Below are 25,202 nucleotides of genomic sequence, written 5' to 3'. Positions count from 1 at the left end.
GTAATCTCCGGTAGCCGCGACGATCACTTGATCTCTTCCAACTCGATATCGATGGCGAGCGAGCGGATTTCCTTCACGAGCACGTTGAAGGATTCCGGCATGCCAGCCGCCATTTCGTGGTTGCCGTCGACAATGTTCTTGTACATCTGGTTACGGCCCTGGACGTCATCCGACTTAACGGTGAGCATTTCCTGCAGGGTGTAAGCCGCGCCATAAGCTTCCAGCGCCCAGACTTCCATTTCGCCGAAGCGCTGACCGCCGAACTGCGCCTTGCCGCCCAGCGGCTGCTGGGTAACGAGCGAGTACGGACCCGTCGAACGCGCGTGCATCTTGTCGTCGACGAGGTGGTTCAGCTTCAGCATGTGCATGTAGCCCACGGTGACCGGGCGATCGAACGCCTCGCCGGTACGGCCGTCGTAGAGCACCGTCTGGCCGGATTCCGGCAGATCGGCGAGCTTCAGCATGTGCTTGATTTCGGTCTCTTCGGCACCGTCGAAGACCGGGGTGGCCATCGGGACGCCGTCGCGCAGGTTGTCGGCCAGCTGGATGATCTCGGCGTCCGTCATCGACTTGAGGTCGACGTGGCGCACCGCACCTTCCGCACCGGCATTGCCGTGGTTGTAGACCTCATCGAGGAACTCGCGCAGCTTGGCCGGCTTCTCGTTGGCTTCGATCATGGCCGCGATCTTGTGGCCCAGGCCCTTGGCGGCCCAGCCCAGATGGACCTCGAGAATCTGACCGATGTTCATACGCGAAGGCACGCCCAGCGGGTTCAGGCAGATGTCGACCGGACGACCGTCGGCGGAGAACGGCATGTCCTCGACCGGAACGATCATGGACACGACGCCCTTGTTACCGTGGCGGCCGGCCATCTTGTCGCCCGGCTGGATACGGCGCTTAACGGCCAGGTAGACCTTGACCATCTTGAGCACGCCCGGTGCGAGGTCGTCGCCCTGGGTGATCTTGCCCTGCTTCTCCTTGAAGCGCTTGTCGAAGGCCTCGCGATGACGCTTGACCTGGTCGGCCGCGCGCTCGAGGAACTCCGAGACTTCCTCTTCCTTGACGTTGATCTTGAACCAGTCGTCCTTCTTGAGCGTATCGAGGTAGGCATCGTCGATGACGGTGCCGCGCTTGAGACCGCCCGGACCGCTCATCGCGGACTTGCCGACGAGCTGCGAGCGCATACGCGCGTAGATGGCGCTCTCGAGGATGCGGAACTGGTCGTCGAGATCCTTGCGGATACGCTTCAGTTCGGTCTCTTCGATCTGCTTGGCGCGCTTGTCCTTCTCGATACCGTCGCGGGTGAAGACCTGCACGTCGATGACATTGCCGTCCATGCCCGGGGGCACGCGCAGCGAGCTGTCCTTAACGTCCGAGGCCTTCTCGCCGAAGATGGCGCGGAGGAGCTTTTCTTCCGGCGTGAGCTGGCTCTCGCCCTTCGGCGTGACCTTGCCGACGAGGATGTCGCCTGCCTTCACTTCCGCACCGATGTAGACGATGCCGGACTCGTCGAGACGGGCCAGGGCCTGCTCGCCGACGTTCGGGATATCCGCGGTGATTTCTTCAGCGCCGAGCTTCGTGTCGCGGGCGATGCAGGTCATTTCCTCGATGTGGATCGAGGTGTAACGATCTTCCTGGACCACGCGCTCGGAGATCAGGATCGAGTCTTCGAAGTTGTAGCCGTTCCACGGCATGAACGCGACAAGCATGTTCTGGCCGAGCGCGAGCTCACCGAGGTCGGTCGAGGAACCGTCCGCCAGGGTGTCGCCCACCGCCACCACGTCACCGACATTCACCAGCGGGCGCTGGTTGAGGTTGGTGTTCTGGTTGGAGCGGGTGTACTTGGTCAGCGTATAGATATCCACGCCGGCGTCGTTCTCGTCCACTTCCGCTTCGTTCGCGCGCACCACGATACGGGCGGCATCGACCTGGTCGATGACACCGCCGCGCTTGGCGGACACGGTGACGCCCGAGTCACGCGCCACGGCGCGCTCGATGCCCGTGCCGACGAGCGGCTTCTGGCTGCGCAGCGTCGGGACGGCCTGACGCTGCATGTTCGCACCCATGAGGGCGCGGTTAGCATCATCGTGCTCGAGGAAGGGCACGAGCGCCGCTGCGACCGACACGGTCTGCATCGGCGAGACGTCCATGTAGTTAATCTCGGCCGACGGACGCAGCTCCGACTCACCGCGGAAGCGGCAGGAGACGAAGTCTTCGATGAACTTGCCTTCCTTCGTCAGGGGCGAGTTCGCCTGCGCGATCACGTGGTCGCCCTCTTCGATCGCGGAGAGGTAGTCGACCTTGTCCGTGACCTTGCCGCCTTCCACCTTGCGATACGGCGTCTCGAGAAAGCCGTACGAGTTGGTGCGGGCGTACACGGCCAGCGAGTTGATCAGGCCGATGTTCGGGCCTTCCGGCGTTTCGATGGTGCAGACGCGACCGTAATGGGTCGGGTGCACGTCGCGGACTTCGAAGCCGGCGCGCTCACGCGTCAGGCCGCCTGGTCCAAGCGCGGACACGCGGCGCTTGTGGGTGACTTCGGACAGCGGGTTGTTCTGATCCATGAACTGCGAGAGCTGCGACGAACCGAAGAACTCCTTCACCGCAGCCGCAACCGGCTTGGCGTTGATCAGTTCCTGCGGGGTCAGGCCCTCGGACTCGGCCAGCGACAGGCGCTCGCGAACCGCGCGCTCGACGCGGACCAGACCGATGCGGAAGGTGTTCTCCGCCATTTCGCCGACCGAACGCACGCGACGGTTACCGAGATGGTCGATATCGTCGACCGTTCCGATACCGTTACGGATGTCGATGAGCACGCGCAGCACGTCGAGGATGTCCGAGGTCTCGCCCTGCTCGGCGACCAGACGCTGCGACTCTTCTTCCTTGCGCTCGCTGAAGTACTTGTGGTCGTACAGCACGCCCGGACCGACGACGTCCTTGCGGCCGACACGACGGTTGAACTTCATGCGGCCGACGCCCGACAGGTCGTAGCGGTCGAAGGTGAAGAACAGGTTGAAGAACAGGTTCTGCGCGGCATCCTTGGTCGGCGGCTCGCCCGGACGCATCATCCGGTAGATTTCGACCAGGGCCTCGAGCTGCGTGCGCGTGTTGTCGATGCGCAGCGTGTTCGAGATATACGCACCACGATCGAGATCGTTCACGTACAGCGTCGGCACCGTCTCGATACCGCCCTTGCGGAACTTCTCGAGGTGGTCGAGCGTGAGCTCGTCGTTCGCCGCGGCGATGATCTCGCCCGTGTCCTTGTCGATCATGTCGACGGCCACGATGCGGCCGACCGGGTAGTCTTCCGGCACTTCGAGCGTGGTGATCTTCTCGCTGGCGAGCTGGCGAACGTGGCGCGCAGTAATGCGCTTGCCGGCTTCGACCAGCACCTTGCCGTCGATCACGAGATCGAACGAGAGGGTTTCACCGCGCAGGCGCTCGGCGACGAGGTCGAGCGTGACGCCGCCCTTCTTGCCGAGGTGGAACGTGTTGTGCTCGAAGAAGATCGAAAGGATCTCTTCGTTGTTATAGCCGAGCGCGCGCAGCAGCACCGTCACCGGCAGCTTGCGGCGACGATCGATACGGGTGAACAGCGCGTCCTTCGGGTCGAACTCGAAATCGAGCCACGAACCACGGTAAGGAATCACGCGGGCCGAGAACAGGAGCTTGCCCGAGCTGTGCGTCTTGCCGCGGTCGTGATCGAAGAACACGCCCGGCGAACGGTGCAGCTGCGAGACGATGACGCGCTCGGTGCCGTTGATGATGAAGGTGCCGGTGTCGGTCATGAGCGGAATCTCGCCCATGTAGACCTCCTGCTCCTTGACGTACTTGACGGCCTTCTTCGATGCCGGGCTGTCCTTGTCATAGATGACGAGGCGCACGGTGGTGCGCAGCGGCGCACCGAAGGTCATGCCGCGGTTGCGGCATTCACGCTCGTCGAACGCCGGTTCGCCGAGCCTGTAGTCGACGTATTCGAGGGCGGCGTTGCCGGAATAGCTCGAAATCGGGAACACCGACTTCAGCGCGGCGTGGAGACCCTTCTCCTCACGCTGCTTGGAGCTGACCTGCTCCTGCAGGAATTCCTTGTACGAGTCGGTCTGGATCGTCAGCAGGTTGGGTACGCCCAGTACGGGCGGACGCTTGCCGAAATCCTTACGGATGCGCTTCTTCTCGGTAAACGAGTAGGTCATGGTGGGTACCGCCTCGGCTCAGTAGCAAAAATGAATCGAAAATCGGAGATCGAGATTCGACTGCAGGGCATCGCTGCCCTCAACTCCCGATGTCCCATTTCCGACGATCGGAACGGGGATCGAACATGGCCAGGAACGGCCAAAGCCCGGGGGCTTACGCCCCCAGGCTCACTTGACGCTATATCGAACTACAGGCGCGCAAGGCGCCGATTACTTAAGTTCGACCTTGGCGCCCGCAGCTTCCAGGTCCTTCTTGAACTTGGCAGCGTCGTCCTTCGAAGCAGCTTCCTTCACGACGCCACCGGCCTCGGTGAGGTCCTTGGCTTCCTTCAGGCCGAGGCCGGTGATGGCGCGAACGGCCTTGATCACGTCGACCTTCTTGTCGCCGGCGGAGATCAGGATCACGTCGAATTCGGTCTGCTCTTCGACAGCGGCAGCGGCCGGGCCGGCAGCAGCGGCAACCGGAGCGGCAGCCGAGACGCCGAAGGTCTCTTCGATCGACTTGACGAGTTCCATGATTTCCATCAGGGACTTGGCCTTGATGGCTTCGACGATCTGTTCGGTGGTCAGGGTGGACATGGTTTTCTTACCTTCTGAAATGGTTTCGGTATGGAAAGTCGACGGGATCAGGCTTCGACCGGGGCTTCTTCGGCGGCGACGACGTCGCTACCACCCTGCTGGTCGGCCACGGCCTTGACGGCACGGGCAAACATCGCGACCGGCTCGCTGAGGACGCGAGCCAGCATGGCGAGCGCTTCCTGACGGGTCGGCAGCGAGGCAAGCACATCGACGTGGGCGGCGGGAAGCAGCTTGCCTTCCACGGACACGACCTTCGCGATCAGCTTGTCGTTGGTCTTTGCGAATTCCTTGATCACGCGCCCGGCAGCGCCGGGTTCTTCGAGCGAGAACGCATACAGCAGCGGACCGACGAGGGCGTCCTGGACGACTTCGAATTCGGTACCGGCTACAGCGCGTGCGGCCAGCGTGTTCTTGACAACTTTCAAGAAAACACCGGACTCACGAGCCTTCTTACGCATCGCGGTCATCTGAGAGACCGTGGTGCCTGCGTACTCGGCGGCGACCAAGGAGTGAGCCTTCGCAGCGACTTCTGCCAGCTCGGCGACTACTTCTTGCTTCTGGGACAGATTGAGAGCCATTGCACTCCTCCAAATGAACTCCGCTCACGGCTCCTGCCGCTTGCGGTCCTGGGCGACATCGTCCTGACGTCGGGGACACGAGGTGTCCCGGGTGGTGGCCTTTCCAGATTCGAAACGAATACCAGAAGGGGCAGCACCATCTACGCAGGCCAGACCCATGGAGGCATCCGATTAAGCGATCCCGCTAACGACGACGGCGTTTCCATGCCAACACGAGCTCCCTGCTCGTCGCCGTCGCGCGCTGATCGCGCCTACGGTCTTTGACGGCTGCACCGGTCTATCGACCGGGGCTGCCTTCAAAAACGTTCCTCCACCGGGAGACCCGGCAGAGGCCGTAAAACGAATTACTTGGCCGAGGTGTTCACGGTCGAGGTATCGACCGGCACGCCCACGCCCATGGTGCTGGAGATCGCGACGCGCTGGATGTACTGACCCTTTGCCGCGGCCGGCTTGGCCTTCAGCAGATCGGAGATCAGCATGTTCAGGTTGTCCGCGAGCTGGGCAGCGTCGAAGCTGGCCTTACCGATCGTGGCGTGGATGATGCCGCCCTTGTCGTTACGGAACTTGACCTGGCCAGCCTTGGCGTTCTTGACGGCCGTGGCGACGTCGGCGGTGACCGAGCCGTCCTTCGGGTTCGGCATCAGGCCACGGGGACCGAGGACCTGGCCGAGCTTACCGACGACGCGCATCGCGTCCGGCGTCGCAATGACGCGGCCGTAGTTCAGATCGCCAGCGGCCATCTTCTCGGCGAGGTCGTCCATACCGACAGCGTCGGCACCGGCGGCGAGAGCGGCATCGGCCTTCTCACCCGGCGGAACGAACACGGCGACACGGACGGTCTTGCCGGTGCCGTGCGGCAGCAGCGAGGAACCGCGCACGCCCTGGTCCGACTTCTTCGCGTCGATGCCCAGACGGACGGAGACGTCCACCGACTCGGCGAACTTCGCCTTGGCGTTGTCCTTGACGATCTTCAGCGCTTCGTCGAGACCATAGGTCTTGCCGGGCTGGACGGCGGCCGTAGCGGCCTTCATACGCTTCGTGAGCTTTGCCATTTCTTAACCCTCCACTACCAGGCCCATGGAACGCGCGCTGCCGGCGATCGTACGCACGGCGGCATCCAGATCGGCAGCCGTGAGATCCGGCTCCTTCTGCTTCGCGATTTCCTCGAGCTGGGCGCGGGTGACCTTACCGACCTTGTCGGTATTCGGCTTGGGCGAGCCCTTGGCCACGCCCGTGATCTTCTTGAGGAGGATCGAGGCCGGCGGGGTCTTCGTGATGAAGGTGAAGGTACGGTCCGAATAGGCCGTGATCACGACCGGGATCGGAAGACCCGGCTCGAGCTTCTGCGTCGCGGCATTGAACGCCTTGCAGAACTCCATGATGTTCAGGCCGCGCTGACCGAGCGCCGGACCGACGGGCGGCGAGGGGTTAGCCTGACCGGCCTTCACCTGCAACTTGATGTAACCAATGACTTTCTTTGCCATTTAACTTTCCTCGCGAGTGCTGGCGCCTTGCGGCTCCTCGCTGTAGACCTTCCCTGGTGGTGAATGGGCCCGCTTATGCGAACCCCTGAAACACGGACACGCCGGAGCATAAAGCTCCAGCGTGGACCGGGCATTATAGGCGCCGGCTTCGGGCTATGCAACGCCCGTGCCGAACGGGTCGGGAGGACCGACCAGGAGGCCCTTAGGCCTTCTCCACCTGGCCGAATTCGAGCTCGACCGGGGTAGAACGACCGAAAATGAGCACCGCGACGCGCAGGCGGCTCTTTTCGTAATTCACTTCCTCGACAACGCCATTGAAGTCGTTGAACGGGCCTTCGGTGACGCGAACCATCTCGCCGGGCTCGAAGAGGACCTTCGGGCGGGGCTTCTCGACACCTTCGCGGACCCGGCTGAGGATGGCCTCGGCCTCGGTGTCCTTGATCGGGTGCGGACGGTCGGCGGTACCGCCGATGAAACCCATGACCTTCGGGGTTTCCTTGACCAGATGCCAGCATTCGTCGTCGATACGCGGCGTTTTGCCGTTGGTATCGGTTTCGATCTGCACCAGGACGTAACCAGGGAAGAACTTGCGCTCGCTGCGGCGCTTCTGGCCACCGCGCATCTCGATGACTTCCTCGGTCGGAACCAGGATTTCACCGAACTTTTCTTCCATACCCTCGCGCACGACGCGCTCGGTCAGGGCCTTGCGAACCTGCTGTTCGAATCCCGAATAGGCGTGAACCACGTACCAGCGTTTGCTCATGCCTTACCTCAATGTCCGAGCTTAAGCAGCCAATCGAGCACGACCGTCTTCAGCAACCAGTCGATCAGCCCCATTAGCAGCGAGAGAATGATGACGACCACGATGATGATACCGGTGGTCTTCAGCGTTTCGTCGCGCGACGGCCAGACGACCTTGCGCAACTCAAACTGCGACTCGGCGATGAAGCCGCGCAGCTTACGGCCAGGGACCGTGAATGCACCGATCGCCAGGGCGGCGGCAACGGCGACAATAACGCCGACGACGCGCGCGAAAGACGGCACGTTCGGGTTATCGCTGAAATAGTAGAAACCGACGATGCCGGCGATGAGCACGATGGAAGCAAGCGCTAGCTTGCCGATGTCGGCCGGGCCCATACCCTTGGCTTGTTCTGCCTTCGTGTTCATGCGCGCTCAAGAATGGCACGCCAGGAGGGACTCGAACCCCCAACCTGCGGTTTTGGAGACCGCTGCTCTGCCAATTGAGCTACTGGCGTACAAATGAAACAGTGGGGATGCCGGCCCCAGGGGACCGGCATCACTCGTACTTACTTGTTGATCTTCGCCACGACGCCGGCGCCGACGGTACGACCGCCTTCGCGGATCGCGAAGCGCAGGCCTTCGTCCATGGCGATCGGGAAGCCCAGCGTGACGTTGATCTTCACGTTGTCACCCGGCATCACCATCTCGACGCCTTCCGGCAGCTTGATCGAACCCGTCACGTCCGTGGTACGGAAGTAGAACTGCGGGCGATAGTTGCTGAAGAACGGCGTGTGACGGCCACCCTCGTCCTTCGACAGGATGTACACCTCACCCTCGAACTCGGTGTGCGGCGTGACCGACTTCGGAGCAGCCAGCACCTGGCCACGCTCGACGTCTTCACGCTTCAGACCGCGGACCAGCACGCCGACGTTGTCACCGGCCTGACCCTGGTCGAGCAGCTTGCGGAACATTTCCACGCCCGTGACCGTCGTCTGCTGGGTGTCCTTCAGGCCAACCACTTCGGCCGCATCACCCACCTTGACGATGCCGCGCTCGACGCGACCGGTCAGCACCGTACCGCGACCCGAGATCGAGAACACGTCTTCGACCGGCAGCAGGAACGGCTTGTCGATCACGCGCTCCGGCTCCGGAATCCAGCTGTCGAGCGCGTCGACCAGCTTGATGATCGACGGCACGCCGATTTCCGACTGGTCGCCCTCAAGAGCAAGACGGGCCGAACCGTGGATGATCGGGGTGTCGTCGCCCGGGAACTCGTACTTCGACAGCAGTTCGCGGACTTCCATCTCGACCAGCTCGAGCAGCTCGGCGTCGTCGACCATGTCAGCCTTGTTCAGGAACACGACGATGTACGGCACGCCGACCTGACGCGACAGCAGGATGTGCTCGCGCGTCTGCGGCATCGGGCCGTCAGCGGCCGAGCACACCAGGATCGCGCCGTCCATCTGCGCCGCACCGGTGATCATGTTCTTGACGTAGTCAGCATGTCCCGGGCAATCGACGTGGCCGTAGTGGCGCATCGGCGATTCGTATTCAACGTGGGCGGTCGAGATCGTGATGCCGCGCGCCTTCTCTTCCGGCGCAGCGTCGATCGAACCGTAGTCCTTGAATTCACCGCCGAAACGCTCGGCGCCGATCTTCGTCAGCGCAGCCGTCAGCGTGGTCTTGCCGTGATCGACGTGACCAATGGTGCCGACGTTGACGTGCGGCTTCTTACGTTCGAACTTACCCTTTGCCATGAGCGCTAAACTCCGCTGGAGCCAATGAGATAGTAAAAAAAGGAACCGCCGCGGACGACGAAGATGGTGCTCATGACTGGAATCGAACCAGCGACCTCTTCCTTACCAAGGAAGTGCTCTACCGACTGAGCTACATGAGCACGATTACGCAGCGCGCGAAGTTACAATGGAGCGGGAGACGGGAATCGAACCCGCACAATCAGCTTGGAAGGCTGAAGTTCTACCATTGAACTACTCCCGCACTGCGCGGAACTCGTCTGGTGGAGGAAGGTGGATTCGAACCACCGAAGGCGTAAGCCAGCAGATTTACAGTCTGCCCCCGTTGGCCGCTTGGGTATTCCTCCAACATAGAACGCCTATTGTCGCGAGCGTCCCGGAAACTGTCAATAACTTCTGCAGGCGAATCAGCGTGCAATGACGGCTTCCGGAGGCCCGGACACCCCGTCGATACGGGCCGTCGACGGGTGGGCCGCGAAGTGTAGCGAGGAGCCCCCGTGAAGGGAAGCGTTTTTACGCCTCGCGGGTCGCCAGCACCAGCGGCTCCATTGCGCGCGACATCTCCATGAGCTTCAGTGCGTACTCCTGCAGACGCAGATCCTTCGCCTCCACCGGCTTCCACGGCGGGACAGGGGTGGGTTTGCCGCCATCCGGCTTGTCGAGCGCCACGAAAACCATGACGCAACTGGTCGCCAGGCGCTGCTCGCCGCTGCGCAGGTCCCGTGCAAGGACGTCCACCGCCAGGTGCATGCTCGAGGTGCCGGTATGGATAAGGCGGGCGCGCACGGTGACCAGGTCACCGATCAGGATCGGCGCGAGGAACTGGATGCCGCTGACCGAGGCGGTGACGCAGTAGGCCCCGCTCCAGCCGACTGCGCAGGCGTAGCCGGCCTGATCCAGCCACTTCATCGCCATGCCGCCATGGACCTTCCCGCCGAAATTCACGTCGGTCGGCTGGGCCAGGAAACGGAATTCGACCTCACGCTGCGTGCCGGGCATGCAATCACCTTGCTCTGAAAAGTCGCATTATGGCCTCCCGGCGGCTTGTCCGACCGACCCGACCGGCATAGATTCGGCCCTACGCACCCTTGGAATGCCCGATGGCCCTTCGCAGCGTCGCCTCCCGACTCGCCCTGGCCGTCCTGCTGGGGTCGGCGATCGTCCTGATCGTCACAGGCGGCCTGCTGCTGACGCACACCCGCGAGCAAACCCTCGGCCAGACCGAACGCGAGGCCGCGGCCATCGCCTCGTCCGCCGCCAACCGCATCCAGGCACGCATCGATGGTGTCGCCAAGGTCGACCAGGTACTCGCCGGCCTGCTCACCACCCGGCGCGAGCAGGCGCCGGCGATCATCCGCGACGTTCTCGAGGCGAACCCGGAGATCGGCGATATCAGCGCCGCTTTCGTGCCACACGACCATTCGACCCTGCGCCCGGAGGACGCACCCGTGGCAAGGCGCAATCCGGCCGGGGGCATCGTCATGGGAACCCGCCTGAGCGATCCCGCCCCGTACTGGAGCTCACCCTGGTTCATCCGTGGCCTCAACTGCGACAAAGGCTGCTGGCAACCACCGTTCCGCTCCGCCGAGCGCAACGAGACCCTGGTCGGCTTCTCCACCGCCATAGCGGGCAAGAACCTGCCGGTCATCGGCGTGGCCGACGTCACCATCAGCCTGGACTGGCTGCAAAAGTTACTCGGCGAACTGGACAAGCCCGACCATGCCTCGGCCTTCGTGGTCGACGCCGACGGCAAGTTCCTGGCCCACGACTGGGTGTCCTACATCGGCACGCGAGGCAGCCGCCCCTTGCTCGCCGCCCTGGCAGCGAAGCGCAACCCGGTACGCATCACCCCGGAGGAGGGCGGCCGGGTGAGTGAGCCCGTGTGGATCTACTTCGTCCCGATCGAGGGCACGCGCTGGACGTTCGGCCTGAATATGCCGGAACGTCAGGTGCTTGCCGACCTGCGCCATACCTACATGGTCGACATCCTGCTCGGCATCCTCGCCCTTGCCGGCGTGTCGCTGATCACCCTGGTGGTGACACGCCGCCTGATGGCGCCACTGGGAGTGCTCGCCGAGCGCGCCGAGAACGTATCGCGCGGCGATCTGGACTTCGAGCTCCCGGTCCTTCGCCGCAACGACGAAGTCGGCCGACTCACGCGCGCTTTCGATCACATGCGTCATCAACTTGCCGGCCATATCGATACGGCCAAGCGGACGGCGCGCGAGCAGGAGCGCATGGCCAGCGAACTCGAGATCGCCCGGCAGATCCAGCTCGCCCTGATCCCCGATGCCCACTGGCTCGCCGATGACGGCCGGCTCGAGCTGCATGCGGCGCTTCGCCCGGCCAGCGCGGTGGGCGGCGACCTGTACACCTACTTCGCGCTCGGCGCACGGCACGTCTGCGTCATGGTCGGCGACGTTTCGGACAAGGGCATTCCGGCCGCGCTGTTCATGGCGCGCACGATCACGCTCGCGCGCACGATCGCCACCCACGCGCGCTCACCCAGTGACATCCTCGGTTCGCTCAACCGGGAACTGTGCAAAGGCAACGACACCTGCATGTTCGTCACCCTGCTGTGCGGCGTGGTCGAGACCGAAACCGGATTGCTCGCCCTCGCCAGCGCCGGGCACGAACAGCCCGTGCTGCACGCAGGCGGTAGCGCCATCCTGGTCGACGTGGAGACCGGCCCCGCCCTCGGCCTCGATCGCGAAGCACGCTACCCTGTACGCGTACTCACGCTGCTTGGGGGCGACACCGTGCTCATGTACACCGACGGCGTCAGCGAGGCGCATGCGGGAAACCAGAAGCTCTATGGCGCGCACGCCCTGCTCGAAAGCGTGTCGCGCATCGAAGAAGGCGCGACGCCGGAAGCCTTCGTCGATCGTGTACTGAGCGATGTCGATGCGTATGTCGAAGGCGCTGTCGCCTACGACGACATCGCCCTGCTCGCCCTGACCTGGCACGACACCGGCGCCGAGGGAGCCCGCCTCGATGCGGCTGTGCATTCCTAACCGCCTGGAGGACGTGTTCCTCGCCCTGGACCGTGCCGAGATGACCCTCGATCTCGCGGCCATCGACCATGCCTGTCGCGCCGACGTACGCCTCGTGCTCGAGGAATTGCTGGTCAATACCGTGCGTCACGGCTATCCGGATGGCCGTGACGGCGAGATCACGATTCACCTCGAGATTTGCTCGGACATCGTTCGCCTGGAACTGCGCGACGACGCCGAGGCGTTCGACCCTCTCCAGCATGAGCCGCCCGACCTTCCCGGCGACATCGCGGACCGGGAGATCGGCGGGCTCGGCCTGCACCTGGCACGCAGCATCGCCAGCGACTTCGAATATGCACGCGACGCACACGGCAACCGTGTCGTTATCCGTTTCGATCCATCCTTGTCCGACGAGCCGTCCTCATGACCCTGATCGTTCGCAGCGAAAGCCCCACCCCCGCCCGCACCACCGTCTGGCTCGAGGGGCGACTCGACGCAGCGACTTTCGGTGATCTCGACAGCGCCCTGCGCGACATCACGCCGATGGTCGACAACGGCGGCACGCTGGTCATCGACCTTTCCGGCCTCGAATACATCAGCAGCGCCGGCCTGCGCAGCCTCGCGCAGCTACGCAGGCAGATGCACGACCGCTTTGGCCGCACCCTGCTGCTCAACCCGCAGCCGCAGGTGAAGAAGGTCTTCGAGATCGTCAAGGCCGTGCCCGTCGCCGAGGTGTTCGCCAGCGTGGCGGAACTGGATCAGTACCTGGACCACATGCAGCGGCAGATTACGGGCTGAATGCCACACCGCTGACGGGCCGCCTTCGCCGCTCAGCCGTTGTTGGTGTCGATCAGGCCGGCACGAAGTTTTTCCAGCTGGCTCTTCAGGCCGACGACCTCGTCGATCTCGCAGCCGGTCGCACAGAACACATCGACGGGCACCTGCCCGGCCTTCTCGCGTAGCGCCCTGCCCTCGTCGGTCAAGGTGACGATGACCTGCCGCTCGTCGCGGGTGCCACGGGTGCGCTGGACCATGCCCGCCGCCTGCAAGCGCTTCAGCAAGGGCGTCAGCGTGGCGGAATCGAGGAACAGCCGCTCGCCCAGCTCCGAGACGGTGATCCCGTCACCCTCCCAGAGCACCAGCATGACCAGGTATTGCGGGTAGGTCAGGTCCAGGCCGGCCAGCAACTGCCGGTAAAGCTTCCCCATCGCCAGGTTGGCCGAATACAGCGCGAAGCACAGCTGCCCGTCGAGGGTGCGCGGCGCTTCGATACCTGCAGGGAGGGCGTTCTTGCTCATGCATCCAATGTAGGGACGCGGATATTCAATTGCAAGCGATTGAATTGTGCCAGCGGCTCGTCATGAACGGCTTCCGTATGATCCCGTCACGGCAGACAGGGAGTGCCTTTCATGAGTCTGGATCCCCTCTGGGATTTCCTCACATCATCGTGGGTCGGAGACATCATCGACCTGATCAGCAATGTAATCCGCGTTATTCCCTACACCCTGCTTTTCCTCCTGGCGTTCCTGATCGTGCAGGGACTGATGGCCAGCCACGCGGCGGTCGACTTGGGTGCCGGCCCGGCCGCGCGCGCGCTCGTGCACGGCGCTTTCCTCGATCGGTTTGGCCTCGCGTGGTCGCTTGGCGTGCCCTCGGCGCTTGTCGCGTGGAAGTGGCTGGCGACAGTCATCCCCGGGTCTAGGAAGTAACGAAGAGCCTCTTAAAAGCGCTCTCGGAGGCCACCAATCCTTCCTCGGTCATGGAGATCGTCTTGGCCTTCCCCTTGGGATTATCGCAGCTGGGGAATCGAGTCAAGTTATCCAACCCACCCATGCGCCAGTGATATGCCCGAAATATCCACCGAGGTTGTTGCGCTTCTCCAGTACCTGGCTCCCGGCTTTCTCGTGACTTGCCTGTACTTCGGATTGACCTCACACGAGAAGCCGTCCCAGTTCGATCGAACCGTGCAGGCACTCATCTACACCGCCATCGTGCACGCTCTCGTTGCTGCTGAACGACAGGTCGCATCATGGATAGGTGAATGGCATACGTTCGGCGAATGGGATAAGGACAGCGATCTGATCGCTGCCGTGATATCGGCGCTGACGATAGGTCTCGTGGTTGCCACGACCGCAAACCACGATCTCGTGCATGTCGTTCTACGCAAGCTAAGGGTGACGCACAGGACCTCCCATCCCAGCGAATGGTTCGGCGCCTTCTCGGAAACTTCGCAAACCGTCGTGCTTCACCTCAAGGACGAAACACAAGTGCATGGATGGCCGTCGATGTGGCCCTCCCATGCTGAAAGAGGCCATTTTTTCATTACTGGCGCAACGCGGAGAGCAAGAGGCACTGACATCGTGACTTCCAGCCATGAAGCCCTGATGATAAATGTAGTAGACGTAACCCTTGTTGAGTTCCCCGCACGGAAGGAGAGAACGTGATGCCAGATTCGGCCGAGAAAAGGTTCTGGGAAGATCCACGGTTTTACAATCGCTACGCCAACACCAACCCGCCGCCTTCCGAACCCATGCAACCTCCCCCAGCGCATTTCTTCGAAAACACCGCGCCAACAACGAACGCTGCGAAACGAGATGCGCCTCCGGGCTACCTGTGGGTGCTGGTCAGGATTGATGACATCGTTGCCCGCTGACAAAAAAAACCACGACGCGAGCCGTGGTTTTTTTTAAGGACAATGGCGCCTGCAATCAGACGTTGAACCGGAAGTGCAGCACGTCGCCTTCCTTCACCAGATAGTCCTTACCTTCCAGGCGCAGGCGGCCCGCTTCCTTGGCGCCCTGCTCGCCCTTGAACTTGATGAAGTCGTCGAAGGCGACCGTTTCGGCGCGAATGAAGCCGCGCTCGAAGTCGGTATGGATCACGCCGGCGGCCTGCGGTGCCGTGGAGCCTGCACGGACCTGCCAGGCGCGGACTTCCTTCTCACCGGCGGTGAAATAGGTCTGCAGGCCGAGCAGACGGTAACCGGCGCGGATGACGCGGTTGAGGCCTGGCTCTTCCAGGCCGAGGTCCTTCAGGAACTCGTCGCGATCGGCGTCTTCGAGCTGGCCGAGTTCTTCCTCGATCGACGCGCAGACCGGTACCACTTCAGCACCTTCCTGGGCGGCGTGGGCGCGCACGGCATCCAGGTGCGGGTTGTTCTCAAAGCCGTCGTCCGCGACGTTGGCGATGTACATCAGCGGCTTCATCGTGATCAGGAACATGTCACGGACGAGCGCCTTCTCGTCGGCGTCGAGGCCGGCGGAGCGCGCCGACTTACCCTCGTCGAGAACGGCACGGAGCTTCTCGAGCACGGGCTTCTTCGCCATCGCGTCCTTGTCGTTGGCCTTTGCGGCGCGCGTGGCGCGGTCGAGCGCCTTCAGCACGGCCTCGAGATCGGCCAGTGCCAGCTCGGTGTCGATCGTTTCAATATCGGCGATCGGGTCGACCTTGTTCGCGACATGGATGACGTTGCCGTCTTCGAAGCAGCGGACCACGTGGGCGATGGCGTCCGTCTCGCGGATGTGGGCGAGGAACTTGTTACCCAGACCTTCGCCCTTGGACGCGCCGGCCACGAGGCCCGCGATGTCGACGAATTCCATGGTGGTCGGGATCACGCGCTGCGGCTTGACGATATCGGCGAGCTGGGTCAGGCGCAGGTCGGGGACCGGCACGATGCCCGTGTTCGGCTCGATGGTGCAGAAGGGGAAATTCGCCGCGGCGATGCCCGCCTTCGTCAGCGCGTTGAACAGGGTGGACTTGCCGACGTTAGGCAAGCCGACGATGCCGCATTTGATGCCCATGGCGATGTTGTCCGGTAGAAGTGATTGGTGCGGTCAGGCGACCGTGTGCAGGCGTTTCATCGCCTCTTCGAACTTGCCATCCAGCGCCAGCGGCAGCACGTCGAACGCGCGCCCGATGCCGTGCATGATGGCGTCCTCGTCGGCCGCGTTGGGGCGGCCGAGCACCCACGGGGTGACCTTGTCCTTGTGCCCCGGATGGCCGATGCCGATCCGCAGGCGGTGAAACTTGCCGTGCCCGAGATGGGCCACGATGTCGCGCAATCCGTTCTGGCCGCCGTGGCCACCATCGAACTTCATGCGGACGGTACCCGGCGGAAGATCGAGCTCGTCGTGGGCGACGAGGCATTCTTCCGGCGCGATCTTGTAGTAGCGCAGCGCCGAGGCGACAGCGATGCCACTCTTGTTCATGAAGGTCGCGGGCTTGAGCAGCCAGATGGTCTCGCCACCGAGGCGTAGCTTGCAGGTCTCGCCATGCAGCTTGCCGTCGAAGGTCCAACGCTCTCCCTGATCCATCGCCAGGGCGTCGACACACCAGAACCCGGCGTTATGCCGGGTCCTGACGTATTCGGCCCCGGGGTTACCGAGGCCGACGATGAGACGTAGTGTTGCCATTGCTTGAATCAGACTTGTGTGGGAGCCGCTTCAGCGGCGATGGGGCCTCCGGCTAAACCGCTCCGTTGGCTTTTCGCCGATGAATCGGCTCCTACAACAGCTTGATTACTTCTTGTCGGCCGACTTGTCGTCGGCGGCCGGCGCTTCAGCGCCCGCAGCCGGTTCCGGATCGACTTCTTCCTGGACCGAGGCGACGGTCACGACGGCGACGTCGTGTTCCTTACCAAGGCCGAGCTCCGGGATTTCCACACCGGCCGGCAGCTTGAGGTCGGACAGGTGGACGATGTCGCCGGCGGACAGCTTGGCGAGGTCGAGTTCGATGAACTCCGGGAGGTCCTTCGGCAGGCACGAGACGGTGACTTCCGTCAGGTTGTGCGAAATGACCAGACCGGCGGTCTTGCCGGCGGGCGACTTTTCCTGGTTCAGGAAGTGCACCGGAACGGCGACCTTCAGGACTTCGTTCTCGTTAACGCGCAGGAAGTCCATGTGCAGCATGAGCTGCTTGAACGGGTGCTTCTGCCAGTCCTTGATCAGGACCTTCTGCTTCTTGCCGTCGACGGTGAGGTCGATGACCGAGGAGTAGAACGACTCGAAACGCGAGCCGAGCAGGACGTCGTTGTGCAGGACCTGGATGGCCTGCGGCGCGTCGCCCGCGCCGTAGACGATACCCGGCACGTAACCGGCAAGACGCAGGCGGCGGCTCGCACCCTTCCCCTCGATCTTGCGGCTGGTAGCCGTGAGCTGATGATTCGTTGCCATTGGTGTTGCCTCAGTGTTGAAAGCCGCCTTCCGGCGACTGGTAAAGGGCTCCTCCGCGACCAGGGGAGCCCGAAAAGCGATACGTCAGTCGATGTAGAGCGAGCTCACCGACTCGCCAAAGGCGATGCGGCGGATCGTCTCCGCGAGCAGTTCCGCAACCGACAACTGGCGGATTTTCGCACAGTCGCGGGCGTTGTCGCGCAACGGCAGCGTATTGGTGACTACCAGCTGGTCGAGCTGGGAGCCTTCGATGTTCTGGATTGCGGCACCCGAAAGCACCGGATGGACGCAATACGCGACGACCTTGCGGGCGCCCTTTTCCTTCAGCGCCGCGGCGGCGGCGCAGAGCGTGCCAGCGGTGTCGACGATGTCGTCCACCAGCACGCAGGTCTTGCCTTCCACGTCGCCGATGATGTTCATGACCGTGGCCACGTTCGCCTTCGGGCGGCGCTTGTCGATGATCGCCAGGTCCGCGTCGTCGAGGCGCTTGGCCAGCGCGCGGGCGCGCACCACGCCACCGACGTCGGGGCTGACCACGATCAGGTCATCCATGCTGTGGTGACGCCAGATGTCGGCCAGGAGCACCGGCGAGGCGTACACGTTGTCGACCGGGATGTCGAAAAAGCCCTGGATCTGATCGGCGTGCAGATCGATCGTCAGGACGCGGTCGGCACCGGCCGTCGCGATCATCTTGGCGGCCAGCTTCGCCGTGATCGGCACACGCGCCGAGCGCGGGCGACGATCCTGGCGGGCATAGCCGAAATACGGCATCACCGCGGTCACACTGCCGGCCGATGCGCGCTTGAGCGCGTCGATCAGCACCAGCAGGTCGAACAGGTTCTCTGCGCTAGGGGCGCCCGTCGGCTGAATGACGAAGACCTCCTGCTTGCGAACATTTTCCTCGATCTCGATCTGGGCCTCGCCATCGCTGAACCGGCCGATGAGAGCCTTACCGAGCGGAATACCGAGGCGGGCGGCGACATCGTCGGCAAGCAGGCGGTGCGCATTGCCACTGAACAGCATCGGGGTGGACGTATCCACGTAGGAACTCCTGGCGTGAGAGAGGGATGGATCGGCTCTGCCACCGCGAACGGTGGCTGGGGCGGCAGGATTCGAACCTGCGTATGCGGGAATCAAAATCCCGTGCCTTAACCAGCTTGGCGACGCCCCAACAGTACATTTTGCCGCAGCCCGCGGCCCTTCCCGTCCTTTACGACACGATCCCCGAAGCTTCGAACCGTTGCCGCGCGACATGCAGCGGCGAGGGGTCGATACCCGCTGCCACATGGGCCCTGAAGCCCCTGGGACAGCGCGAGGCGACCGCAAGGGCCGCCTCGTGGGTTCTCGTTTCCAGAAAAATACAGCCACCGCTACCGGACAGGCGCGCCTGGCCGAAGCCACCTAGCCAGTCCAGTGCAGCCGCTACCTGCGGGTGACGCGCGCGAACCACAGGCTCGAAGGCGTTCTCCGCAGAATCCCCGGAAACAAAGGATGAAATTGTCGCCCGCGGGGCATTTCGTGTCAATTCGGTGGCTTTGAAAAGCGCCGCCGTAGGCACGTTTTCACGCGGGTCCACGACCACGTACCAGCGCCGGGGCAGGCGCATCGGGGTCAGTTGCTCCCCCACGCCCTCGGCCCAGGCGGACCGCCCACGGACGAAGACCGGCACATCGGCACCGAGCCGGAGGCCGAGGGCGGCCAGCGCGTCTTCGTCCAGGCCAGTGCGCCACAGCAGGTTCAGGCCGACCAGGACGGACGCGGCATCGGAGCTGCCGCCGCCCAGGCCACCCCCCATGGGAATGCGCTTGGCGACCGCGATGTCCGCACCCAGTTCGGTCCGTGTCTCAGCCGCAAGGAGACGCGCCGCCCGGATGGTCAGGTCGGCATCCTCGGGCACCCCGCTGATTGGGTTGGGCCGGGCAACGACACCGTCGCCACGAATCCGCAGGCGTACTTCGTCGCCCCAGTCGAGCAGGCGAAAAACGGTCTGCAGCTCGTGGTAACCATCGTCGCGACGCCCGACGATGCGAAGGAACAGGTTGAGCTTGGCCGGCGCGGGCCACACGGTCCAGTCGCCGTCCTCCAGCGGTGCCAGGGAACGGCTCATGAAGACGCGCAGGTGGTCGGGGAAGCCGTTTTCACGATCCCGCTCGAGGGCCCGGGCGAAGGCCGGCGCATGCTTATCGACCACGCTGAAGCCATGCTTTGCGTAGAACGGGGCGTTCCAGGGCACGTCGATCAGGGTGCCGAGGTCGACCCGGCGATACCCTGCTTCGCGCGCCCACTGGCAGGCATGCTCGAGCAGCGCGGCGCCGATGCCCTTGCCACCGAACGCTGGGAGAACGTCGATTTCGGCCACCCCGATCGCACCGGGCACGCCGTCCGTATCGAGGCAGACGAAGCCCACGATGTCATCGTCGACCGAGGCGACCCACACCAGCCCGCGGACAATCAGCCCACGGACGATATCGCTTGGCAGGGCCATCGATGAATAGGCACGCCACGCCTCGTGTCCGCGGAACAGTTCGACGGCCGCCCGCTCGATGGCGCAGAGGCGCTCGGCGTCATCCGCGTGGGCGCGGGAGATCTGGAAGTTCATCGGGGACCGGGGTGCCACAGAGGAGCGGAGTATAGCGGCGAGCTATCGCCCGAATGACCAGTTCTCGACGGAAAGCCTGACTTTGTAAGGCGCTTTCTCGGCGAAAACCCGTGTCGGCATCGCGGGTTGCCGTGTGACATCCCACTGCTTGTAGTCGACGGTCCAGCCATCCTGAACCAGGCGCGACGGTAGCCGGTCGGCACCGAACGCGATGTCCGCGGGCCCGGTGTCGGCACGCAGGCCAAGCGCCCAGCGCTTGAGCTCCGCGAGGGGAATCTGCCAGCCCACCGTGCTCGCCATCAGCGACTCCGCATCGGCGCCGTGACGCGGGCCGCCGTCCAGGCCTTCCAGTTCGGCACCGTTCGGACCACCGGTCAGCCGGAACGTACGGCCGGTGATCGGCCCGCGCACAGTGAATTCGTAACGGTCGCCGTCCTGCCGCCAGGTCAACGAGCCGGAGTTGTTGTCCTTGCCATCACTGACCGACAGCTTGCCTTCGAGGGTCCAGTGGTCGGTATCGGCGAGGCCGCGTTCGCGCTGTTCCTGCAGACCGAGGGTCGCGGCGTCGCCCTGCAGGCGCACCGGGGCCCGGGTCGTGGCGCAGCCGGCAAGCGCGAGGACAGCAAGGCCGATGGCGGCTTTTTGTAGGAGCCGATTCATCGGCGATCGCCACCTGACATGGCGCCCATAGCTGGCCTGCTCGCGAGCACCCATGGCCGATGAATCGGCTCCTACAACTGCGAAAGACGAGACACTGCCTGGGCGCATCAAGGCCTCAGCTTCCGCTCGGTCCGCTCCAGGGAAGCGTTCTTCGGATCGATGCGACGCACCTCGTTGAGAACCTTGCGGGCTTCGTCATGCTCGCCGCGATCCCAGAGCACTTCGGCGAGATGGACGCCGATGTCGGCATCCTTGCGCTTGAGCCAGGCGTTACGCAGGGTGCTTTCGGCCTGATCGAGCTGGCCCTGGCGGAATTTCAGCCAACCCCAGGAATCGGCCACGGACGGGTCGTCCGGGCGGGCACTGCGGGCCGCCTCGATCAGGTTTTGCGCCTCGCCGAGGTCGCGGTCGTTATCGGCCAGCGTGTAGCCGAGCGCATTGCTCGCCTCGATATCGCCCGGCTTGATCTCGAGCACCCGGCGGAAATCGGCGACCGAAAGATCGATCTTTCCGGCTTCCGCATAGGCAAGACCGCGCCCGTAGAGCATGTCGGTGTCGTCGGGCTTGACGCGTAGCGCCTTGTCATACGACGCAGCGGCGGCGTCGAATTGGTGGGCATCCATGTACAGCTCACCGTCGAGCGCGAAAGCCTTGAGCAACTGCTCGGGGCGATCGGCATAGGTGGTCTGCAGTTCGGCGACGATCTCGTGCGCGTCGTCGTCCTTGCCCTGCATGTGCAGCACGACCGCGCTGCGGACCGAGGCGTCGTAGATGTGTGGATCGTCATCGCCGACCGCGGCGTACCAGTCGAGTGCGTCTTCCTGCTTGCCGAGCAGCTCGGCCAGCTGACCCAGGGTGAAGGCGTTATCGGACTGGACCTCGTCGGAGCGGTGACGGATTTCGTCGTAGAGCCGCCCCACCGCCGCCTTGTCGTTGGCGCGGGCGGCAAGCGTCATCCGCATCGTATAGGTGTCGTTGTCCTGGGGGCCGGTCGCGAGCAGCTTCGCGGCGCTCTTCTCGTCGCCATCCTGCGCCAGCACGCTGGCGTAGGCCAGGCGCAGGCGGGTGTTCTTCGGATCCTTCGCGACGGCTTTGGCGAACAACGCCTTCGCCGCGGCCTTGTCGCCGGCGCGAAACTTCTGCTGGGCCGCCCAGGCGTAGGTCGTGCCATCGTGAAAGCGCGCCATGGCGCCGTCGCCGACGGTTTTGGCGTAGTCGTGGCGCCCCAGGTTCTCGCCAAGCTCACTCATGGCCAGCCACGCGCTGGAATCGTTGGGCAGACGCTGCGGCGTGGCGATCTTCTCCAGCAGCACACCGGCCTGGGCCGCATCGCGCGCGCTCATCAGGGTGCGGCCGATCTCACGCCAGGCGTCCGGGTCGCCGGTGGCGATCATGGCATCGAGCTGGCGCTCGGCTTCCACCGTGTCGCCGCGATCCAGCGCCGCCCGCGCCCTGGCTTCGGCCAACTCGAGCGGCTTGCCATGAAGCACCGCCCAGCGGTCGATGGCCCGGGTAGTGGCCGCCTGGTCATGCACGGCCAGGGCGAGCTCGGTCGCCCGCCCGGCCACGCGGGGGTCGTCGCTGAGCTGGGCCGCCTGGCCATAAGCCGTGGCGGCAGCCTTGAGATCGTTGCCGGCCAACGCAAAGTCACCTGCCATGAGCTGGGCCTGGACATCGCGCTCGGGCGGCAAGATAGCCACCTGGAGCCGGTCGAGGGGCTGGACGCCGGTTCGGGTCGCCTTGGGTGCCTCGTGAGGTGCTACGGCGCACCCGGTCGCGGCGGCCATCAGACTGGCCAGGACCACAAAATGCCGCAGTTGCTTGAACTTGGACCGACCGCTCAGCACACTAGTCTCCGTCATAATCGATAGGGCGCTGCAAGAGCCACACGCCTTGTTAGCGCACAATGCGCCCTTAGCTTAGCCGACGCCACCGAAGCCGACTCACGCCCGTCATGCCACTCATCGCCCTCGGGCTCAATCACCTCACCGCGCCGGTCAGCCTGCGCGAACAGGTGGCATTCGATGCCGCGGTGGCGCCGCAGGCGCTGGACGACCTTGTCCGTCAGCCGGGTGTCGAAGAGGCCATGATCCTCTCCACCTGCAATCGCACCGAGCTCTACTGCAGCGTCACGGAAGGTTTCGAGGCCATACCGGGCCAGTGGTTGTCGCGTCAGCACCGATTGACCCCACAACGGCTGGACGAGTTCCTTTACCGGCACGATGAGCAGGACGCCGTGCGCCACATGTTCCGCGTCGCCACGGGCCTGGATTCCATGGTGCTGGGCGAGCCGCAGATCCTCGGCCAGGTGAAGGACGCCTACCAGCAGGCCCGTTCGGCGCAGAGCCTGCGCGCGCCGATGGAACGCCTGCTCCAGCATACGTTCGCCGTGGCCAAGCGGGTCCGCACCGACACCCGCATCGGCGCGCATACGGTGTCCGTGGCCTATACCGCGGTGCGGCTGGCCGAGCAGGTCTTTACCGACCTGCGCCAGGCCTGCGTCCTGCTGATCGGTGCCGGCGAGACGATCGAACTGGCGGCCCGGCACCTGACCGACAAGAAAGTGCGCCGCCTGATCGTGGCCAATCGCACCCTCGAAAACGCGCAGGAGCTGGCCGTCCGCCACGGCGGCTATGCCATCGCGCTGGCCGACCTGCCCCGGCACCTCGCCGAAGCGGACATCGTGATCACCTCCACGGCCTCGCGCCTGCCCGTGGTCACGAAACAGATGGTGGCCGACGCCATCGCCGCCCGTCGCCGCCGCCCGATGTTCATGGTGGACATCGCCGTGCCGCGCGATATCGAGCCCGAGGTGGCCCATCTCGACGACGTGTACCTCTATGGTATCGACGACCTCAAGCAGGTGATCGACGAGAACCGCCGCTCACGCGAGCTGGCCGCCCGCGAAGCCGATGCCATCATCGATCTCCAGGTGGATCGCTACATGGCGTGGCGCCGGGCGCTGAGCCTGCGCAACCCCGCCGTAGACATGCGCGTGGCCGCCGAGGCGCAACGCGACGAGGTGCTGGCCAAGGCCCAGGCCATGGTGGCCAAGGGAAGATCGGCTGACGAAGCGCTCGCCTTCCTCGCCAATACGCTGACCAACAAGCTGCTTCACGCACCCAGTGCACGCTTGCGGGATGCCGCGCTATCGGGTGATCTCGACCTCCTCCACGCGGCCGGCCGGCTTTACGGACTGGACCCGGACGACGACGTTTCCGCATGATGTGCGGCTCCTGCCACACCTCGTGCCCCGAATGACCCCCTCGATCCGCCGCAAACTCGAAGCCCTGGCCGAACGGCACGAAGAAATCGGCCTGCTGCTCGCCCAGCCGGACGTTCTCGCCGACGGCCAGCGTTTCCGCGACCTCTCGCGCGAATACGCGCAGCTGGAACCGGTGACGCTGTCTTTGAAGGAACACGACACGGCCGAGCGCGAACTGGCCGAGTCCAAGGCCATGCTCGACGACGCCGAGATGCGCGAGATGGCCGCCGACGACATCGCCCGGATCGAAAGCCGCCTACGCGATCTGGATGCCGACCTGCAGGTGCTGCTGCTACCTACGGATCCACGCGACGAGGGCAATCTCTTCCTCGAAGTCCGCGCGGGAACGGGCGGTGACGAGGCGGCGATCTTCGCCGGCGACCTTTTCCGCATGTACGCCCGCTACGCCGAGCGGCAGCGCTGGAACGTCGAGATCCTGCATGCCAACGAAGGCGAGCACGGTGGGTACAAGGAAGTGGTCGCCCGCGTCGAAGGCCGTGGCGCCTACTCCAAGCTGAAGTTCGAATCGGGCACGCACCGCGTGCAGCGCGTACCGGAAACCGAATCGCAGGGGCGCATCCACACCTCGGCGGCAACGGTCGCGATCCTGCCCGAGCAGGACGAGGTCGGGGACATCGAGATCCGCGACGGCGACCTCAAGGTCGACACCTTCCGTGCCTCCGGCGCCGGCGGCCAGCACGTGAACAAGACGGACTCGGCGATTCGCATCACCCACTTGCCCACGGGCACCGTCGTGGAGTGCCAGGACGAGCGCAGCCAGCACAAGAATCGCGCCCGCGCGATGAGCCTGCTCAAGGCACGCCTGCTCGATGCGGAGCGCAGCAAGCAGAGCGCCGCCCAGGCCGAATCCCGTCGCCTGCAGGTGGGCTCGGGCGACCGCAGCCAGCGTATCCGCACGTACAGCTATCCGCAGGGCCGCATCACCGATCACCGCATCAACCTCACCCTCTACCGCCTCCTCGAGACGATGCAGGGCGACCTGGACGAGCTGATCGATACGCTGACCCGCGAACACCAGGCCGACGAGCTACAGAACCTGATCGGCGGCGGCTGAGAGCATCGCCGCTGAAGCGCCTCCCACAGGGATGCAAGATCTTGTAGGAGCCGATTCATCGGCGATGCGTGCTCGCACCAAACTGACATCTCCTGCCCCACAATGCCGGT

General features: G+C 64.2%; 25 protein-coding genes and 5 tRNA genes. 8 read left to right on the top strand and 22 right to left on the bottom strand.

Annotated elements, in window-relative coordinates:
- Positions 1–23 precede the first annotated feature (23 nt).
- The 13 genes from rpoB to BJI69_RS12040 form a co-directional block, all read right to left on the bottom strand.
- Positions 24–4,193, bottom strand: a complete 4,170-nt coding sequence (gene rpoB / locus BJI69_RS12100) for a DNA-directed RNA polymerase subunit beta (RefSeq protein ID WP_046969518.1) — start codon at positions 4,191–4,193, stop codon at positions 24–26.
- 210 nt (positions 4,194–4,403) lie between these two features.
- Entirely contained in the window at positions 4,404–4,772 is a 369-nt protein-coding gene (gene rplL, locus BJI69_RS12095) for a 50S ribosomal protein L7/L12 (protein ID WP_046969517.1), read from the bottom strand.
- 47 nt (positions 4,773–4,819) lie between these two features.
- Positions 4,820–5,350, bottom strand: coding sequence for a 50S ribosomal protein L10 (gene rplJ, locus BJI69_RS12090; RefSeq protein ID WP_046969516.1), 531 nt, complete (start codon positions 5,348–5,350; stop codon positions 4,820–4,822).
- A 344-nt stretch (positions 5,351–5,694) separates the two neighbouring features.
- The gene (gene rplA, locus BJI69_RS12085) at positions 5,695–6,402 is read right to left on the bottom strand and encodes a 50S ribosomal protein L1 (protein ID WP_046969515.1); all 708 of its coding nucleotides are present in this window, start codon (positions 6,400–6,402) and stop codon (positions 5,695–5,697) included.
- A 3-nt stretch (positions 6,403–6,405) separates the two neighbouring features.
- The gene (gene rplK / locus BJI69_RS12080) at positions 6,406–6,834 is read right to left on the bottom strand and encodes a 50S ribosomal protein L11 (protein ID WP_046969514.1); all 429 of its coding nucleotides are present in this window, start codon (positions 6,832–6,834) and stop codon (positions 6,406–6,408) included.
- Positions 6,835–7,036: 202 nt separating this feature from the next.
- A complete protein-coding gene (gene nusG / locus BJI69_RS12075) occupies positions 7,037–7,597 on the bottom strand; it encodes a transcription termination/antitermination protein NusG (protein ID WP_046969513.1) in 561 nt (186 codons plus the stop codon).
- 8 nt (positions 7,598–7,605) lie between these two features.
- A complete protein-coding gene (gene secE / locus BJI69_RS12070; RefSeq protein ID WP_046969512.1) occupies positions 7,606–8,001 on the bottom strand; it encodes a preprotein translocase subunit SecE in 396 nt (131 codons plus the stop codon).
- 13 nt (positions 8,002–8,014) lie between these two features.
- Positions 8,015–8,090, bottom strand: a tRNA-Trp gene (locus tag BJI69_RS12065).
- Positions 8,091–8,141: 51 nt separating this feature from the next.
- Complete coding sequence (gene tuf, locus BJI69_RS12060; protein WP_071924949.1) at positions 8,142–9,332, bottom strand: elongation factor Tu; 1,191 nt, start codon at positions 9,330–9,332, stop codon at positions 8,142–8,144.
- 64 nt (positions 9,333–9,396) lie between these two features.
- A tRNA-Thr gene (locus BJI69_RS12055) sits at positions 9,397–9,472 on the bottom strand.
- Between the two features lie 27 nt (positions 9,473–9,499).
- Positions 9,500–9,573: transfer RNA gene (locus BJI69_RS12050), tRNA-Gly, on the bottom strand.
- Positions 9,574–9,590: 17 nt separating this feature from the next.
- Positions 9,591–9,676, bottom strand: a tRNA-Tyr gene (locus BJI69_RS12045).
- A 166-nt stretch (positions 9,677–9,842) separates the two neighbouring features.
- On the bottom strand, positions 9,843–10,328 hold the full coding sequence (locus BJI69_RS12040; protein ID WP_071924948.1) for an acyl-CoA thioesterase: 486 nt from the start codon (positions 10,326–10,328) through the stop codon (positions 9,843–9,845).
- Positions 10,329–10,429: 101 nt separating this feature from the next.
- On the opposite strand from BJI69_RS12040, the gene BJI69_RS12035 reads away from it, so the two are divergent.
- Genes BJI69_RS12035 through BJI69_RS12025 form a run of 3 tightly spaced genes read left to right on the top strand, consistent with a single transcriptional unit; the run spans position 10,430 to position 13,120 of the window.
- On the top strand, positions 10,430–12,343 hold the full coding sequence (locus tag BJI69_RS12035) for a SpoIIE family protein phosphatase (protein ID WP_071924947.1): 1,914 nt from the start codon (positions 10,430–10,432) through the stop codon (positions 12,341–12,343).
- The gene (locus tag BJI69_RS12030; protein WP_053057234.1) at positions 12,324–12,749 is read left to right on the top strand and encodes an ATP-binding protein; all 426 of its coding nucleotides are present in this window, start codon (positions 12,324–12,326) and stop codon (positions 12,747–12,749) included. Before BJI69_RS12035 ends, BJI69_RS12030 begins: the two co-directional genes overlap by 20 nt.
- Positions 12,746–13,120: an STAS domain-containing protein gene (locus BJI69_RS12025; RefSeq protein ID WP_071924946.1), complete on the top strand. Its 375-nt coding sequence runs from the start codon at positions 12,746–12,748 to the stop codon at positions 13,118–13,120. The genes BJI69_RS12030 and BJI69_RS12025 overlap by 4 nt, the downstream gene beginning before the upstream one ends.
- 32 nt (positions 13,121–13,152) lie before the next feature.
- Here BJI69_RS12025 and BJI69_RS12020 read toward each other — a convergent pair whose 3' ends face one another.
- Positions 13,153–13,620 (bottom strand): MarR family winged helix-turn-helix transcriptional regulator, encoded by a 468-nt coding sequence (locus BJI69_RS12020; protein ID WP_046979298.1) that lies wholly within the window; start codon positions 13,618–13,620, stop codon positions 13,153–13,155.
- A 111-nt stretch (positions 13,621–13,731) separates the two neighbouring features.
- Between BJI69_RS12020 and BJI69_RS12015 the strand changes: the two genes are divergently transcribed.
- The 3 genes from BJI69_RS12015 (at position 13,732) to BJI69_RS22295 (ending at position 14,975) form a co-directional block, all read left to right on the top strand.
- Positions 13,732–14,031 carry a hypothetical protein gene (locus tag BJI69_RS12015; RefSeq protein ID WP_046979299.1) on the top strand — a complete coding sequence of 100 codons (300 nt, stop codon included), beginning with the start codon at positions 13,732–13,734 and terminating at the stop codon, positions 14,029–14,031.
- A 135-nt stretch (positions 14,032–14,166) separates the two neighbouring features.
- On the top strand, positions 14,167–14,766 hold the full coding sequence (locus BJI69_RS12010) for a DUF6338 family protein (RefSeq protein WP_046979300.1): 600 nt from the start codon (positions 14,167–14,169) through the stop codon (positions 14,764–14,766).
- On the top strand, positions 14,766–14,975 hold the full coding sequence (locus tag BJI69_RS22295; RefSeq protein WP_125903040.1) for a hypothetical protein: 210 nt from the start codon (positions 14,766–14,768) through the stop codon (positions 14,973–14,975). Before BJI69_RS12010 ends, BJI69_RS22295 begins: the two co-directional genes overlap by 1 nt.
- Before the next feature lie 55 nt (positions 14,976–15,030).
- Here BJI69_RS22295 and ychF read toward each other — a convergent pair whose 3' ends face one another.
- The 8 genes from ychF to BJI69_RS11970 form a co-directional block, all read right to left on the bottom strand.
- Positions 15,031–16,122, bottom strand: coding sequence for a redox-regulated ATPase YchF (gene ychF / locus BJI69_RS12005; protein ID WP_046979301.1), 1,092 nt, complete (start codon positions 16,120–16,122; stop codon positions 15,031–15,033).
- 33 nt (positions 16,123–16,155) lie between these two features.
- The gene (pth, locus tag BJI69_RS12000) at positions 16,156–16,734 is read right to left on the bottom strand and encodes an aminoacyl-tRNA hydrolase (RefSeq protein WP_046979302.1); all 579 of its coding nucleotides are present in this window, start codon (positions 16,732–16,734) and stop codon (positions 16,156–16,158) included.
- A 105-nt stretch (positions 16,735–16,839) separates the two neighbouring features.
- Entirely contained in the window at positions 16,840–17,493 is a 654-nt protein-coding gene (locus tag BJI69_RS11995; RefSeq protein ID WP_071924945.1) for a 50S ribosomal protein L25/general stress protein Ctc, read from the bottom strand.
- 84 nt (positions 17,494–17,577) lie between these two features.
- On the bottom strand, positions 17,578–18,516 hold the full coding sequence (locus BJI69_RS11990) for a ribose-phosphate diphosphokinase (RefSeq protein ID WP_071924944.1): 939 nt from the start codon (positions 18,514–18,516) through the stop codon (positions 17,578–17,580).
- A gap of 71 nt (positions 18,517–18,587) precedes the next feature.
- Positions 18,588–18,664, bottom strand: a tRNA-Gln gene (locus BJI69_RS11985).
- A gap of 39 nt (positions 18,665–18,703) precedes the next feature.
- Positions 18,704–20,092 (bottom strand): 4-(cytidine 5'-diphospho)-2-C-methyl-D-erythritol kinase, encoded by a 1,389-nt coding sequence (gene ispE / locus BJI69_RS11980; RefSeq protein ID WP_046980103.1) that lies wholly within the window; start codon positions 20,090–20,092, stop codon positions 18,704–18,706.
- A 42-nt stretch (positions 20,093–20,134) separates the two neighbouring features.
- Positions 20,135–20,752, bottom strand: coding sequence for a lipoprotein insertase outer membrane protein LolB (gene lolB / locus BJI69_RS11975; RefSeq protein ID WP_046980102.1), 618 nt, complete (start codon positions 20,750–20,752; stop codon positions 20,135–20,137).
- 107 nt (positions 20,753–20,859) lie between these two features.
- A complete protein-coding gene (locus BJI69_RS11970) occupies positions 20,860–22,452 on the bottom strand; it encodes a tetratricopeptide repeat protein (RefSeq protein WP_244890685.1) in 1,593 nt (530 codons plus the stop codon).
- A 254-nt stretch (positions 22,453–22,706) separates the two neighbouring features.
- On the opposite strand from BJI69_RS11970, the gene hemA reads away from it, so the two are divergent.
- Both hemA and prfA read left to right on the top strand, forming a co-directional pair.
- Positions 22,707–23,978 (top strand): glutamyl-tRNA reductase, encoded by a 1,272-nt coding sequence (hemA, locus tag BJI69_RS11965; protein WP_046980101.1) that lies wholly within the window; start codon positions 22,707–22,709, stop codon positions 23,976–23,978.
- Positions 23,979–24,009: 31 nt separating this feature from the next.
- Positions 24,010–25,092, top strand: coding sequence for a peptide chain release factor 1 (gene prfA / locus BJI69_RS11960; RefSeq protein ID WP_046980100.1), 1,083 nt, complete (start codon positions 24,010–24,012; stop codon positions 25,090–25,092).
- Positions 25,093–25,202: the final 110 nt, after the last annotated feature.

Source organism: Luteibacter rhizovicinus DSM 16549 (assembly GCF_001887595.1).
In the GTDB taxonomy this organism is placed as follows: Bacteria; Pseudomonadota; Gammaproteobacteria; order Xanthomonadales; family Rhodanobacteraceae; genus Luteibacter; species Luteibacter rhizovicinus.
The sequence above is the reverse complement of the archived record's forward strand: the minus strand, read 5'-3'. Positions and strand labels throughout refer to the sequence as shown.